Annotated in this window: 13 protein-coding genes; 8 read left to right on the forward strand and 5 right to left on the reverse strand. The window is 73.5% G+C overall.

Annotated elements, in window-relative coordinates:
• Together AB0I11_RS27310 and rfbA are read right to left on the reverse strand one after the other, a co-directional pair.
• Nucleotides 1–981: beta-ketoacyl synthase N-terminal-like domain-containing protein (locus AB0I11_RS27310; protein WP_357326495.1), on the reverse strand; the 981-nt coding region annotated here is incomplete at its 3' end.
• A gap of 267 nt (nt 982–1,248) precedes the next feature.
• Nucleotides 1,249–2,124: a glucose-1-phosphate thymidylyltransferase RfbA gene (gene rfbA / locus AB0I11_RS27315; RefSeq protein WP_357326498.1), complete on the reverse strand. Its 876-nt coding sequence runs from the start codon at nt 2,122–2,124 to the stop codon at nt 1,249–1,251.
• 255 nt (nt 2,125–2,379) lie between these two features.
• On the opposite strand from rfbA, the gene rfbB reads away from it, so the two are divergent.
• The 5 genes from rfbB to AB0I11_RS27340 all read left to right on the forward strand — a co-directional run bounded on the left by rfbB (nt 2,380) and on the right by AB0I11_RS27340 (nt 8,041).
• Complete coding sequence (gene rfbB, locus AB0I11_RS27320) at nt 2,380–3,369, forward strand: dTDP-glucose 4,6-dehydratase (RefSeq protein ID WP_357326661.1); 990 nt, start codon at nt 2,380–2,382, stop codon at nt 3,367–3,369.
• Nucleotides 3,370–3,526: 157 nt separating this feature from the next.
• A complete protein-coding gene (locus tag AB0I11_RS27325; RefSeq protein WP_357326501.1) occupies nt 3,527–5,794 on the forward strand; it encodes an FAD-dependent monooxygenase in 2,268 nt (755 codons plus the stop codon).
• Nucleotides 5,791–6,111: an antibiotic biosynthesis monooxygenase family protein gene (locus AB0I11_RS27330; protein WP_357326505.1), complete on the forward strand. Its 321-nt coding sequence runs from the start codon at nt 5,791–5,793 to the stop codon at nt 6,109–6,111. The genes AB0I11_RS27325 and AB0I11_RS27330 overlap by 4 nt, the downstream gene beginning before the upstream one ends.
• On the forward strand, nt 6,108–7,331 hold the full coding sequence (locus AB0I11_RS27335) for a cytochrome P450 (protein WP_357326508.1): 1,224 nt from the start codon (nt 6,108–6,110) through the stop codon (nt 7,329–7,331). The genes AB0I11_RS27330 and AB0I11_RS27335 overlap by 4 nt, the downstream gene beginning before the upstream one ends.
• 41 nt (nt 7,332–7,372) lie before the next feature.
• Entirely contained in the window at nt 7,373–8,041 is a 669-nt protein-coding gene (locus AB0I11_RS27340; protein WP_357326511.1) for a TcmI family type II polyketide cyclase, read from the forward strand.
• A gap of 50 nt (nt 8,042–8,091) precedes the next feature.
• On the opposite strand, the gene AB0I11_RS27345 is transcribed toward AB0I11_RS27340, so the two are convergent.
• Nucleotides 8,092–8,844 carry a hypothetical protein gene (locus AB0I11_RS27345; protein ID WP_357326514.1) on the reverse strand — a complete coding sequence of 251 codons (753 nt, stop codon included), beginning with the start codon at nt 8,842–8,844 and terminating at the stop codon, nt 8,092–8,094.
• Between the two features lie 81 nt (nt 8,845–8,925).
• Nucleotides 8,926–9,093: a hypothetical protein gene (locus tag AB0I11_RS27350; protein WP_197087838.1), complete on the reverse strand. Its 168-nt coding sequence runs from the start codon at nt 9,091–9,093 to the stop codon at nt 8,926–8,928.
• A gap of 239 nt (nt 9,094–9,332) precedes the next feature.
• On the opposite strand from AB0I11_RS27350, the gene AB0I11_RS27355 reads away from it, so the two are divergent.
• The gene (locus AB0I11_RS27355; protein ID WP_357326518.1) at nt 9,333–9,713 is read left to right on the forward strand and encodes a DUF1622 domain-containing protein; all 381 of its coding nucleotides are present in this window, start codon (nt 9,333–9,335) and stop codon (nt 9,711–9,713) included.
• A 4-nt stretch (nt 9,714–9,717) separates the two neighbouring features.
• Here AB0I11_RS27355 and ygiD read toward each other — a convergent pair whose 3' ends face one another.
• Entirely contained in the window at nt 9,718–10,587 is an 870-nt protein-coding gene (gene ygiD / locus AB0I11_RS27360) for a 4,5-DOPA dioxygenase extradiol (RefSeq protein WP_357326521.1), read from the reverse strand.
• 231 nt (nt 10,588–10,818) lie between these two features.
• On the opposite strand from ygiD, the gene AB0I11_RS27365 reads away from it, so the two are divergent.
• Both AB0I11_RS27365 and AB0I11_RS27370 read left to right on the forward strand, forming a co-directional pair.
• The gene (locus AB0I11_RS27365) at nt 10,819–13,017 is read left to right on the forward strand and encodes a heavy metal translocating P-type ATPase (protein WP_357326524.1); all 2,199 of its coding nucleotides are present in this window, start codon (nt 10,819–10,821) and stop codon (nt 13,015–13,017) included.
• Between the two features lie 93 nt (nt 13,018–13,110).
• Complete coding sequence (locus tag AB0I11_RS27370) at nt 13,111–13,512, forward strand: TOBE domain-containing protein (RefSeq protein ID WP_357326527.1); 402 nt, start codon at nt 13,111–13,113, stop codon at nt 13,510–13,512.
• The last annotated feature ends 11 nt before the right edge of the window (nt 13,513–13,523 follow it).

The following is a 13,523-nucleotide window of genomic DNA, read 5'->3' on the forward strand; positions in this document are numbered from 1 at the left end:
TTGGGCGGGCCCGTTGGGGGCGGTGAGTTGGCTGCTGGCGCCGTCCTGGTTGATGGCGGATCCGGCGATGACGGCGTGGATGGGCAGGTGGTGTTGTTGGGCGTGGGACAGGCGGGTGAGCAGGAGCAGGCCGACGCCTTCGCCCCAGACGGTGCCGTCGGCCGAGTCCGCGAACGCCCGACACCGGCCGGTGGGCGAGAGCGCCCGCTGCCGACTGAACTCCACGAAGGAGCCGGGGGTGGCCATCACGGTCGCGCCGCCGGCCAGGGCCATGTCGCACTCGCCCTTGCGCAGTGACTGCGCGGCCAGGTGCACCGCCACCAGGGACGACGAGCACGCCGTGTCGACGGTGATCGCCGGGCCTTCCAGCCCGAACGTGTACGCCACCCGGCCGGAGGCGATGCTCGGCGCGCTGCCGCTGCCCACCAGGCCCTCGAAGCCGGCGGGGATGTCCGGGAGCAGGCGGAATCCGTAGTCCGCCACCATGATCCCGGCGAAGACGCCGGTGCTGCTGCCGCGTACCGCCGTGGGGTCGAGGCCGGCCCGCTCGAACGCCTCCCAGGCCGTCTCCAGCAGCAACCGCTGCTGCGGGTCCATGGTCATCGCCTCGCGCGGGCTGATGCCGAACAGCTCCGGGTCGAACTCCCCGGCCGCGTCGACGAACCCGCCCTCGCGCACGTACGTGTGGCCGGCCGCGTCCGGGTCCGGGTCGTACAACGCCGCCACGTCCCAGCCCCGATCCGTCGGGAACTCGGAGATCGCGTCCCGACCCTCGGCCAGCAGCCGCCACAACTCCTCCGGCGACCGCACCCCACCGGGCAGCCGGCACGCCATGCCGACCACCGCGATCGGCTCCCGCGCCACCGCCTCCACATCGACCAGACGCTGCCGCGTCTGCTGCAACTCCGCGGTGGCCCGCCGCAGATACGCCCGCAGCCTTTCCTCATTCGCGGTACCGTTCGCCGGCGCGCCCTGGCTCATTGCGGGATCGCTCCTCACCGTTGGCGTCATGGAACGTCGATGTGCGGGGCGGGCGGGACATCGGGACCGCCGCCGCCGACAGCACGCCAACCTCGGACCCGACAATTTCTGTCGCAGCTAACGATCGCCTTATTCACCACTAAAGCTATTCGGGCGGACCGGGCGGCAACGGTCCCGATCGGCACGCTTCGGCCACCGGCCGGACCGGTCCGGGCACGACGACCGGCCCACCGGCGACGGGGCCGGCGGGCGCGCAGGTCGGATCGGTCAGGCGGCCAGCTCCCGGGCGATGCTCATCACGTACCGGCCGTAGTTGGAGTTCGCCATCGTCGCGCCGAGCGCGTGGCAGGCCTCGGCGTCGATGAAGCCCATCCGCAGCGCGATCTCCTCCAGGCAGGCGATCCGGACGCCCTGGCGCTCCTCCAGCGTGCGCACGTACTGGCCGGCCTGCAGCAGCGCCTCCGGGGTGCCGGTGTCCAGCCAGGCGAAACCGCGCCCGAGGTCGACCAGCCGGGCCCGCCCTCGGCTCAGGTAGACGTTGTTGACGTCGGTGATCTCCAGCTCGCCCCGGCCCGAGGGGCGCAGGTTCTTGGCGATGTCCACCGCGTCGCGGTCGTAGAAGTACAGGCCGGTGATGGCCCGGTTGGAGCGGGGCTGGCTGGGCTTCTCGTCGATCGCGACCAGCCGGCCCTCGGCGTCGGTCACCCCGATGCCGTACCGCTGCGGGTCGTTGACCCGGTAGCCGAACAGGGTGCAGCCGGACAGCTGCCGCGACTCGCGGTGCAGCAGCTGGGAGAAGGCGTTGCCGTGGAAGATGTTGTCGCCCAGGATCAAAGCGCAGTCGTCGCCGTCGATGTGGCCGGCCCCGATGAGCAGCGCCTCGGCGATGCCGCGGGGCTGGGGCTGCTCGGCGTACGTGATGTGCATGCCCCACTGCGCGCCGTCGTGCAGCAGGGTCCGGAACATCGGCAGGTCCGCCGGGCGGGCGATCACCAGCACCTCCCGGATGCCGGCGAACATCAGCACCGACAGCGGGTAGTAGATCATCGGCTTGTCGCCGACCGGGAGCAACTGCTTGGAGACCGGGATGGTGATCGGGTGCAGCCGGGTCCCGGAACCGCCGGCCAGGATGATCCCCTTCACGACGGTGTCCGGTGTTCGGCGGGAACAGCAAACCGCATGGCATCCCCCGGGGCGCTCGGGCCAGGTATGTTCACCCGGACCCTACCGACGAAAACGGTACGCGCAACCCCGCGCGACAATGGGTAGGGCGATTGTTTGGAATCCCTTTAGGGCTGCCTTGTAATTGCTTCAGAGAATCGCCGGGAAAGGTCACCGAATCGATTCTTCCGGGGCGTGGAAAGCGTAGCGGCCGGTAGGATGCGGGGCATGACGAGGATGCTGGTCACCGGCGGCGCCGGCTTCATCGGGGCGAACTTCGTCCACTACACCGTGCGGCACCACCCCGAGTACCGGATCCGGGTCCTCGACGCGCTGACCTACGCCGGCAACCGCGCCAGCCTGGCGCCGGTCGACGACCGGGTGGCGTTCGTGCCCGGCGACATCTGCGACGCCGCCCTGGTGGACTCACTGGTCGCCGACGCCGACGTGGTGGTGCACTTCGCCGCCGAGTCGCACGTGGACAACTCGCTGCGCGACCCGGAGCCGTTCGTCCGGACCAACCTGATCGGCACCTTCACCCTGCTGGAGGCGGTACGCCGGCACGGCGTCCGGTTCCACCACATCTCCACCGACGAGGTCTTCGGGGACCTGCCGCTGGACGCGACCGGGAAGTTCACCGAGCAGACCGCCTACGACCCGTCCAGCCCGTACTCCGCCACCAAGGCCGGCTCGGACCTGCTGGTGCGCGCCTGGGTGCGCTCGTACGGGGTGGCGGCCACGCTGTCCAACTGCGCCAACAACTACGGCCCGTTCCAGCACGTGGAGAAGTTCATCCCCCGTCAGGTCACCAACGTGCTGACCGGTGAGCGCCCGAAGCTGTACGGCACCGGTGTCAACGTCCGCGAGTGGACGCACGTGGACGACCACAACGCGGCCGTGCACCTGATCCTGCGGCAGGGCCGGATCGGCGAGACGTACCTGATCGGCTCCGGCGACGAGCGCAGCAACCGCGAGATCGTCGAGTTGATCCTCGCCCTCATGGACCGGCCCACCGACGGGTACGACCACGTGCCGGACCGGCCCGGCCACGACCTGCGCTACGCCAACGACTCCACCAGGTTGCGCACCGAACTGGGCTGGCGGCCGCGGTTCGACTCCTTCCGGGACGGGCTCGCGGCCACCATCGACTGGTACCGGGCCAACGAGTGGTGGTGGAAGCCGCAGAAGCAGGCGACCGAGGAGAGCTACCGGCGCCTCGGCCGCTGACGGTCTCGCACGCCCGCCGAGCCGGCGGGCGTCCCCACGGCGTCACGGTGAGCGGACTTCGTCTCGGCGGCCGGTGACGGGCGGTTGACGCGACCTCGGACAGGGTCGCAGCACGAGTCCCGCCCCGGCCGTCCGAGGAGACTTCATGATCAGGACGATGCTCCGGCTCCGTGTGCGTGCGGGCTGCGAACCCGCCGTGACGGCCGCCTGGCGGGCGCACGCCGGGCAGCTCGCGCCGGCGGCCGGCGGCCTGCGCCAGGAGCTGCTGCACGACGCCACCGATTCGCGGACGTTCGTCCTGGTCACCGAGTGGAGCGACGAGGCGGCCGGGCGCCGGTACGCGCGGGGGCCGCTGGCGGCCGCGCTCGCCGACGCGGTCCGTCCGCTCTGCGAGGCGTACCCGGCGGACGGCCCCCGGCTGATGACCGACCGGCCGGGCGCCGCGACGCCGATCTTCGTCGACGTCGAGCTGACCGTGCCGGCCGAGCGCCGCGCCGAGTTCGACCGCGGCTACGTCGAGGTCCTCGCCCGGGTGGCGGCGGTCCCCGGCTACCTGCGGGAGGACCTGCTGCGCGAGCCCGGGACCGACGTGCACCACATCTTCGCCGAGTGGCGCAGCGCGGCGGAGTTCCACCGCTGGATCGGCGACCCGGCGCACGCCTCCCAGGAGGCCGGGCCGATCGCCCCGTTCCTGCTCGACATCCGCCGGCGGCTCTTCCATCCGGTGGCCGAGCCGGCAGAGCACCGACAACCGCGTACGGGCAGGGAGGCCGACGTGCACAGGACAACGGACGTACTCGTGGTCGGGGCGGGACCCACCGGGTTGACCGCCGCCGTCGAGTTGGCCCGGCGGGGCGTGGCCTGCCGGGTGATCGACAAGCTGGCCACCCCGGCCGGGCAGGCCGACAAGGCGATCGGCGTGCACTGCCGCACCATGGAACTCTGGGAGGAGCAGGGCATCGTCCGGGAGGCGATGGATACCGGCATCTGGCTGACCGGCAACATGGTCTTCGTCAACGGCCGGGAGACGCACCGGATGAGCTGGGAGCTGCCCGGCCTGCCGTACGCCCACCTCGGCCTGCCCCAGTACGAGACCGAGCGCCTGCTCACCCAGCGCCTGGCCACCCTGGGCGTACGCCCGCAGCGCGGCGCCGAGCTGGTCGGGTTCGACCAGGACGGCGACGGGGTCACCGCCACCGTGGCGACCGCCGACGGCGGCACCGAGACCGTCCGGGCGAAGTACCTGGTGGGTTGCGACGGCGCGCACAGCCGGGTCCGGGAACTGCTCGGGTTGACCTTCACCGGCGGGCTGGGCCGTTTCCCGCAGCTGTTCATGCTCGGCGACGTGGACGTCGACTGGGACATGCCGGACGGCCACCTGCTGCGGTTCCTGCACGAGACCGACGGGCGGATGGACGGCATGCTGGTCTGCGTCCCGCTGCGCGGCGAGCGCCGGTACCGGATCGCCACCCTCGCGCCGCCCCGGTTCTTCGCCCAGACCGGCGGGCAGGACGCCCCGCCCGGGTTCAGCGAGGAACTCGCCGCGCCGACCCTGGCCGACGTCCAGGCCGCCCTGGACCACCTCGCCCCGCCCGGCACCCGGGCCTCGAACCTGCGCTGGTCGTCGGTCTTCCGGATCAGCCACGGCATCGTCGACCGGTACCGCGACGGCCGGGTCTTCGTGGCCGGCGACGCGGCCCATCTGCATCCGCCGGCCGGCGGGCAGGGCATGAACACCGGCATCCAGGACACCTGGAACCTGGCCTGGAAGCTGGCGCTGGCCGCGCGCGGGCTCGCCGCCCCCGGCCTGCTGGACAGCTACGAGACCGAGCGGCGGCCGGAGGGCGAGGAGATCGTCGGGCGCGCGGTCCGGATGGCGTTCACCGACGAGCTGGACCGCGCCGACCTGGAACGCCAGTTCCGTCAGGAGATGTCCCTGCTGCTCAGCTACGCGGGCAGCCCGCTGGTCGGCGAGTCGGTCGCCGACCCCGACGCGCTGCGCGCCGGCCCCGGACCGGGCGATCGCGCCCCCGACGTGGCCGGCCTGGACCGGCAGGGCGTCGGGCACCCGCTGCGGTTGCGCGACCTCACCCGGGGCACCCGGCACACCCTGCTGGTGTACGCCGACGCCACGGCCGACGAGGCGACGCTGGCCGCCGCGGCCCAGCTCTGCGCCGACGTCCGCCGGCAGGCCGGCGGGGAACTCGACGCGTACCTGCTGCGCAGCCCGGACGCCGCGCCGTCGCGGCTGCCCGCGCCGCCGGTCGTGGTGGACGGCGGGAACGCCTTCCGGGACACCTACGGCGTCACCGGCAGCGCGCTGTACCTGATCCGCCCGGACGGGCACATCGGTTACCGCAGCCAGCCGATCGACGGTGACGGCCTGCGCAAGCACCTGCACCTGACCTTCGGCGGCGTCCGATGAGCCGGGTCCGGACCGTGCTGGCGATGCGTACCCGGGAGGGCTGCGAGCAACGGTTCGAGGCCGAGTGGCTCTCCGCCGCCGAGGAGATCAGCGCGCTGGACGGCTGCCTGCACCAGGATCTGGTCCGCGACGCCGACGATCCGCGCAGCTACCTGATCATCAGCGACTGGGCGGACCGGGACCGGTTGGACGCGTTCGGCCGCAGCGAACACCGGGACCGGCTGCTGCGGATCATCCGCGACCTGCGCGAGTCTGCCCAACGGCACACCTACCAGGTGCTGCACAGCGTCAGCAGCGTGCGGGAGGGAGCACGATGACCGAGGATCCGGTGCCCGCGGCGCGGCTCTACACCGACGAGTTCGCCGCCGACCCCTATCCGAGCTTCGCCCGGCTGCGGGCCGACCGGCCGGTCTGCCCGGTGAGCGGCCGGTTCGACCAGTACCTGATCACCCGGTTCGAGGACGCGCGGACCGCGCTGACCGACCCGCGGCTGTCCAAGGACCTGTACGGGCCGGGCCAGCACTACCTGCGGATCTTCGGCCCGAACTCGGCCGGGCTGAACCAGAACATGCTCAACTCCGACCCGCCCGAGCACACCCGGCTGCGCCGGGTGGTGTCGCAGGCGTTCTCGCCGCGCCGGATCGAGGCGCTGCGCCCGCGCGTCGCCGAGATCGTCGACCACCTGATCGACAAGCTGCTGCCGCAGGGCCAGGCCGAGCTGATGCACGACTTCGCGATCCCGCTGCCGATGACGGTGATCTGCGAGCTGCTCGGGGTGCCGCCGGCCGACCACGGCCGGGTGCTCGACTGGACCCAGGTGATCCGCACCTCCGGCTCGACGCGCCGCCCGCCGGAGGAGGAGCGCGCGGCGGTGCAGGAGGCCCAGTCGCGGCTGCACCACTACCTGGCCGGCCTGGTGCGGGCCAAGCGCGACGACCGGGCCGACGACATCATCGGCGCGCTGATCGCCGCCTGCGACCGCGACCGTATGCTCACCGAGGCGGAACTGGTCACCACCACGTTCCTGCTGCTCTTCGCCGGGCACCAGACCACCGCGGACTTCCTCGGCAACGCGGTGCTGGCCCTGCTGACCCATCCCGAGCAGCTGGAACTGCTGCGCGCCAGCCCGCAGCTGCTGCCGTCGGCGATCGAGGAACTGCTCCGCTTCGACGGCCCGCTGCCGGTGGCCAGCCCGCGGATCGCCACCGAGGACCTGGCGTACCAGGACGTGACCATTCCGCGCGGCGCGGTCGTCGGCGTGGTGCTCAACGCGGCGAACCACGACCCCGCGCACTTCGTCGACCCGGACCGGCTGGACCTGCGCCGGGTGCGCGGGCCGCACCTCGGCTTCGGCCACGGCGTCCACTACTGCCTCGGCGTCTCGCTGGCCCGGATGGAGGCGCAGCTGGGCCTCGGCGCGCTGCTGCGCCGGCTGCCCGGGCTGCGGCTGGCCGTGCCGGTGGCGGAGGTACGCCGGCTGCCGGCCGGGTCACCGTTCCGCGGCCTGCTCGAACTGCCCGTCACCTTCGCCGCCTGACCCTCGACACCCGTTCGTCACAACCCCAGCAAGGAGCAGTCATGGTCTTCCGGAACGTGATCGTCTGCCACATGGTCCCCGGCAGCGAGGGCACCGTCGGCGACGTCTTCGGTTACTACGACCGGACCACCCGGCCCCAGGACCTGGGCGTCATCGGGCGGATCCTGCTGTCCCACCACGACCTCTACCTGCACGTCATCGAGCGCGAGCAGGACCCCAAGGTGTCCGGGCAGACCCGTGGCCTGCCCGCGTTCCAGAAGATCGCCGAGGCCATCGGCCCGTACGTGACCCCGTACCCGAGGTACTGGAAGAACCCGTCGGACTCGGTGGCCAAGGAGTTCTACCGCTGGGCGCCGGAGGACGCGGTGGCGCCCGCTGACACCACGTTGACCGTCGTCGTCCAGCGGATCAAGCCGGGCGCCGAGCCGGACGTGGCCCGTATCTTCGCCGAGTCCGACGCCGGGCCGCTCCCGGCCGAACTGGGTGTCGCGGCGCGGTTCCTCTACTCGATCGACGACGTGTTCGTGCACCTGATCGAGCAGGACGCCGCGATCGCGGAGCGGCTGCGGGACCGGCACGAACAGAAGCCGGCCTTCGGGAAGCTGATGACCGAGCTCGCCCCGTACGTCGAGCCGTACCGGCCGGAGAGCTGGCACGGCCCGCAGGACTCGGTCGCCGCGCCGTTCTACCGCTGGCGTGCCGAGGACTGACCGGCCATCCGGCCCCGTCGCGTCGGGTCCGGGCCGGCCGCGGCGGCTGCTCAGCGCTGCCGGGGCCGGGGCGAGCCGGGGTGCGGCACGGCGGGGCCGCCGGGCGCCGAGGGCTGCGCTCCGATCGGCGCCGCGGTCAGCAGCGAGCGCCAGCGGCGGCGGCGGTCGAGCACCTCGACGGCGCCGAGCAGGCAGCGGTCGATGCGCCGTAGCCGGTCGTGTTCGGCCGCCGGATCGTCGAGCAGGGTACGCACCCGGCGGCGCAGCGTGCCCAGGCAGGCCGGCGCGTCGTCCCGGCGGCACCAGTCGAGGAAGTCCGCGTAGGACAGGCAGCCGGGCCCGTCGGTCGCCGGCGGGGTGAGCCGCTCGCCCAGCTCGGTCTGCTCGAAGCGGAGGAACTGGAATCCCGGGTGCCCGTTGGCGAAGGCCTTCGTCAGCGACTCGAACACGAGGTACACGCGCGGGTGGTCGTGCTGCGCCATCTGCTGTCGGAGGATCTCCTGCCAGGCGAAGACCCGGGCCACCAGGTAGGCGGTGCTGTCGACGAAGTAGTCGGGCTCGTCGATGGTGCGGGCGTAGTGGTGGCCGTGCGCGCCGGTCGACGCGATCGCCGCCAGCCGGTCGTGCAGCTCGGCCAGGGCCCGGACGGCCGGGGCGCGGACGCCGGCCAGTTGCCGCTGTAGCTCCAGCTGCTGGGCGCGGCGGGCGGTGAGCCAGGCCGGGATCCAGTGCTCGCCGACGAACTTGACGACGCCCGCGGCGACCAGACCGCCGAGCACCGCCGCCGAGAAGGTCCCGCCCATCCGAGAACCATAGGCACGGCGAGGCCGGCCGGACGGGACCGACGTGCCGTCGGCGCCGGAAAGCCGCCCGGGCGCCGGGGCCTACTCGTCGCCGACGGTCTCGCTCTCCCCGTCGTGTTCGAAGCGGACCGGCAGGTGCTCGTCGGGCTGCGGCGCCTCGGCCATCGTGTGGTGCGGGTCGCCGTCGGGGGAGTACAGCACGTCGTCGGTCTTCCTGGTCTTCTCCTGGTCCTCTTCGGGCTCAGTCACGTCCCCTCCTCGTCGGGCCGTCGGCGACCGCCCCGTCGTCCGGGGGCGCTTCCTGTCCCGGTGCCCAGCCTAGGTGGGGCGTACCCGGGTCGCAGGCGGTTGCGGGTGCGGGCCTGGACCGGGGTCGGGCGAAACCGCCCGGACGCGTCGGGGATGCGCCATGGTGGTGCTGTGGCCGGCCCGGGCGTGGAGGCTATCCGCGGCCGGGTGGTCGACGGCCGGTGGTGCGGGGGTGCGGGGTGCCGACGAGGGAGATCATCGAGAAGGTCGGCGCGCTGCTCGACCTGGCCGGGGTGCTGGTCATCGCGGCCGGCGTCACCCTCGCCACGGTGGTGTTCCTGGCCCGCTCGTGGCGCGACCGGCGGCTGGCCGACAGCTACCGTCCCTACCGGGAGGACGTCGGCAAGGCCATCCTGTTGGGGCTGGAGTTCCTGGTCGGCGGCGACATCATCCGTACCGTGGCGGTCTCGCCCACCTTCACCAGCGTGGGCGTGCTGGGTCTGATCGTGCTGGTCCGGACCTTCCTGAGCTTCTCCCTGGAGGTGGAGCTCGACGGCCGCTGGCCGTGGCAGGCCAAGCAGCCGGTGGCGGGCCGGAGCGTCGGCGCCGCACCGCGCTGAGGGGTCAGATGTTGGCCGAGTCGGCGGGCACGTCGCGGGGCAGCGCGGGCGCGCCCGCCGGCCGCTCGCCGGCCGCGCAGCTCAACCCCAGGGTGTACGCGGTCATCGACAGCGAACCGTAGGCATACCCGTCGACCAGTACCTCGGGGCGGCTCCCGTCCGCACCGGCCAGGCCGGCCAGGTAGAGCAGCGGGATGAAGTGGTCGGGGGTCGGCACGGCCAGCCGGTAGTCGTGGTGGGCGTCGAGCCGGGCCGCCTCGGTCGGCGTGTCCCGGACGATCTCCCGGGCCGCGTCGTCGAAGCGGCGGGCCCAGTCGAAGCCCTCGTCGGCCAGGCGCCGGTCCACGCCGCCGAGGTTGTGCACCACGTTGCCGCTGGCCACCACGAGCACGCCGCGCTCGCGCAGCGGCGCGAGCCGGGCGCCGAGGTCCAGGTGGTAGTCCAGCGGCTTGAACGCGTTGATGCTCAGCTGCACCACCGGGATGTCGGCGGCGGGGAACGCGTGGGTGAGCACCGACCAGGTGCCGTGGTCGATGCCCCACGAGTCCAGGTCGGCGCCGACCCAGGTGGGGTGCACCACGTCGCTGATCTCCTCGGCCAGCTCGGGCAGCCCGGGCGCGGGATAGCTGACGTCGAACAGCTGCTGCGGGAAGCCGTAGAAGTCGTGGATGGTGCGGGGCCGGGGCATCGCGGTGACCGCGGTGGCGCCGATGTACCAGTGCGCGGAGACCACCAGGATCGCCCGGGGCCGGGGCGCCGCCCGGCCGAACTCCCGCCACGCGGCGGTGTACCGGTTGACCTCCAGGGCGTTCATCGGGTTGCCGTGGCCGAAGAACGCGGCCGGCATCGTCATCCGCGTCGTCTGCTCGCTCATCCCGCTCCCGCCGCCGGCCGTGTCCCCGAGGCTAGCCCCGTCCGGCCGCCGCTGTCCGGTCGTCGGCGGCGGGCGGCGCCGGTGACCGGCCGGCACCGACCGTTGCGGTCCCGTCCCGGCGGTTGCCCCGGTTGGTGCGGCTCCGACGCGAAAGGATGACCTGGGGTGGGGCGAGGGTCACCGTGACGGATACCCCCACCGGGTATATGGTCGTGGCGGAGGTGGAGTTCGATGGAACACGAACACCGGCACCACGACGCGGCGCCCGCACCGGGCGCGCCCGGCCCGCACGCCGACCACGGTGGCCCCGACGGCCCCGACGGCCCCGACGGCCCCGACGCGCACGGCGACCACGGCCGCCCCAGCCCGCACGCCGACCACGGTGGCGGCCCGCATGCCGACCACGGCGGGCACGGCGGTGGGCACGACAAGCACGCCGGACACGATCCGGAACAGTTCCGCCGGAAGTTCTGGCTGAGCCTGGCCCTGACCGTGCCGATCGTGCTCACCAGCCACATGGTGATGGACTGGTTCGGCTACCGGCTCGACCTTCCCGGCGTGCGCTGGGTCGGCCCGGTGCTCGGCTCGGTCGTCTTCTGGTACGGCGGCTGGCCGTTCCTGGTCGGCGGCGTCCGCGAGCTGCGGGACCGGGCGCCCGGGATGATGCTGCTGATCTCGATGGCGATCACCGTCGCGTACGCCGCCTCGGCGGCGACCAGCCTGGGCTGGTTCGACCTGGACTTCTGGTGGGAGCTGGCGGCGCTGGTCACCATCATGCTGCTCGGCCACTGGCAGGAGATGAAGGCGATCGGGCAGGCCCAGGGAGCGCTCGCCGCGCTGGCCGCGCTGCTGCCCGACGACGCCGAACGCCTCGACGAGGCCGGACGGCCGCACCCGGTCTCCGTCGCCGACCTGCGCGTCGGTGACCTGGTGCTGGTCCGCACCGGCGGCCGGGTACCCGCCGACGGGCGGATCGAGGAGGGCGCCGCCGAACTGGACGAGTCCATGATCACGGGGGAGTCCCGGCCGGTGCCGCGCGCCGCCGGGGACCGGGTGGTCGCCGGCACCGTGGCCACCGACTCCGCCCTGCGGGTCCGGGTCGACGCCGTCGGGGAGGACACCGCGCTGGCCGGCATCGGCCGGCTCGTCGCCCAGGCGCAGGCCTCCGGCGGGCGCGCCCAGGTGCTCGCCGACCGGTTCGCCGCGCTGCTGTTCTACGTCGCCGCGCTCGCCGGGCTGGCCACCTTCGTGGCCTGGCGCGTGCTGGGCGACACCGACCAGGCCGTGGTCCGCACCGTGACCGTCCTGGTGATCGCCTGCCCGCACGCCCTCGGGCTGGCCATCCCGCTGGTCGTGGCGCTCTCCACCGCGCTCTCCGCCCGCGCCGGCATCCTGGTCAAGGACCGGCTGGCGCTGGAGCGGATGCGTACCGTCGACGCGGTCCTGTTCGACAAGACCGGCACCCTCACCAGGGGCCGGCACACCCTCACCGGGGTGGCCGCCGCCGACGGCCTCACCGAGGACGACGCCCTGCGGATCGCCGCCGCGGTCGAGGCGGACAGCGAACACCCGCTCGCCCGCGCCCTGGTCGCCGCCGCGCAGGACCGGGGCCTGCGGGCCGCGGCGCGCGACTTCCGGTCGCTGCCCGGCCGCGGCGTCCGCGCGGTCGTCGACGGTACGCAGTGGGCGGTCGGCGGCCCGGCCCTGCTGCGGGAACTGGGCGTCGACGTGCCGGCGGAGCTGACCCGCAGCGCGGCGGGCTGGTCGAAGCGGGGCGCGGGGGTGCTGCACCTGGTCCGCTCGCCGGAACCGGGCGCCGCGCGGGTGCTCGGGGCGTTCGCCCTCGAGGACGAGGTGCGCCCGGAGGCCCGCGCGGCGATCGCCGAGCTGCGCGCCCAGGGCATCCGGAAGATCGTGATGATCACCGGGGACGCCCGGCCGGTCGCCGAGGCGGTCGCCGCCGACCTGGGCTTCCGCCCCGGGGTGGACGAGGTCTTCGCCGAGGTGCTCCCCGCCGACAAGGACGCGGCGGTGCGCGAACTCCAGTCCCGGGGACTCACCGTGGCGATGGTCGGCGACGGGGTCAACGACGCCCCGGCCCTGGCCCGCGCCGACGTGGGGCTGGCCATCGGCGCCGGCACCGATGTGGCGATCGAGTCGGCCGGGGTGGTGCTGGCCAGCGACGACCCGCGCGGCGTGACCGGCGTGATCCGGCTGTCCCGGGCGTCGTACCGGAAGATGCGGCAGAACCTGGCCTGGGCCGCCGGCTACAACGTGCTGGCCATCCCGCTCGCCGCGGGGGTGCTGGCCTGGGCGGGCGTCGCGCTCAGCCCGGCCGTCGGCGCGGTGCTGATGTCGGCCTCCACCATCGTGGTGGCGCTCAACGCGCAGCTGCTCCGCCGGGTCCGCCTCACCCCGCCGGAGCACTGACCGCGTTTGCGGCGACCATCTCGGGCCGAGCCTCGCTGCTGCGAGGCTCGGCCGCACTTCCCTCTGGCATCTGCGTGACGCTAGGGTGGCCGGGTGACGGTGTTCCGGATCGGCGAGGCCGCCGAACTGCTCGGCGTCAGCGCGGACACGGTCCGCCGCTGGATCGACGCCGGCCGGCTGACCGCCGGCCGCGACGAGCACGGCCACCGGGTCGTCGACGGCGTCGACCTGGCCGCCTTCGTCCGCGCCCCCGGGCACCCGGAGCTGTCGTCGGCCCGCAACCGGCTGCGCGGCATCGTCACCGCCGTCGTCAAGGACACCGTGATGGCCCAGGTCGACATCCAGGCCGGGCCGTTCCGGATCGTCTCGCTGATGAGCCGCGAGGCGGTCGACGACCTCGACCTCCAGGTCGGTTCCGTCGCCGTCGCCGTGATCAAGTCGACCACCGTCGTGGTGGAACGCGCCCCCGCGCCGAAGGGAAGGACCAACCCGTGACCGTACGGTGG

This window comes from Micromonospora sp. NPDC050495 (assembly GCF_040655175.1).
Classification (GTDB): Bacteria; Actinomycetota; Actinomycetes; order Mycobacteriales; family Micromonosporaceae; genus Micromonospora.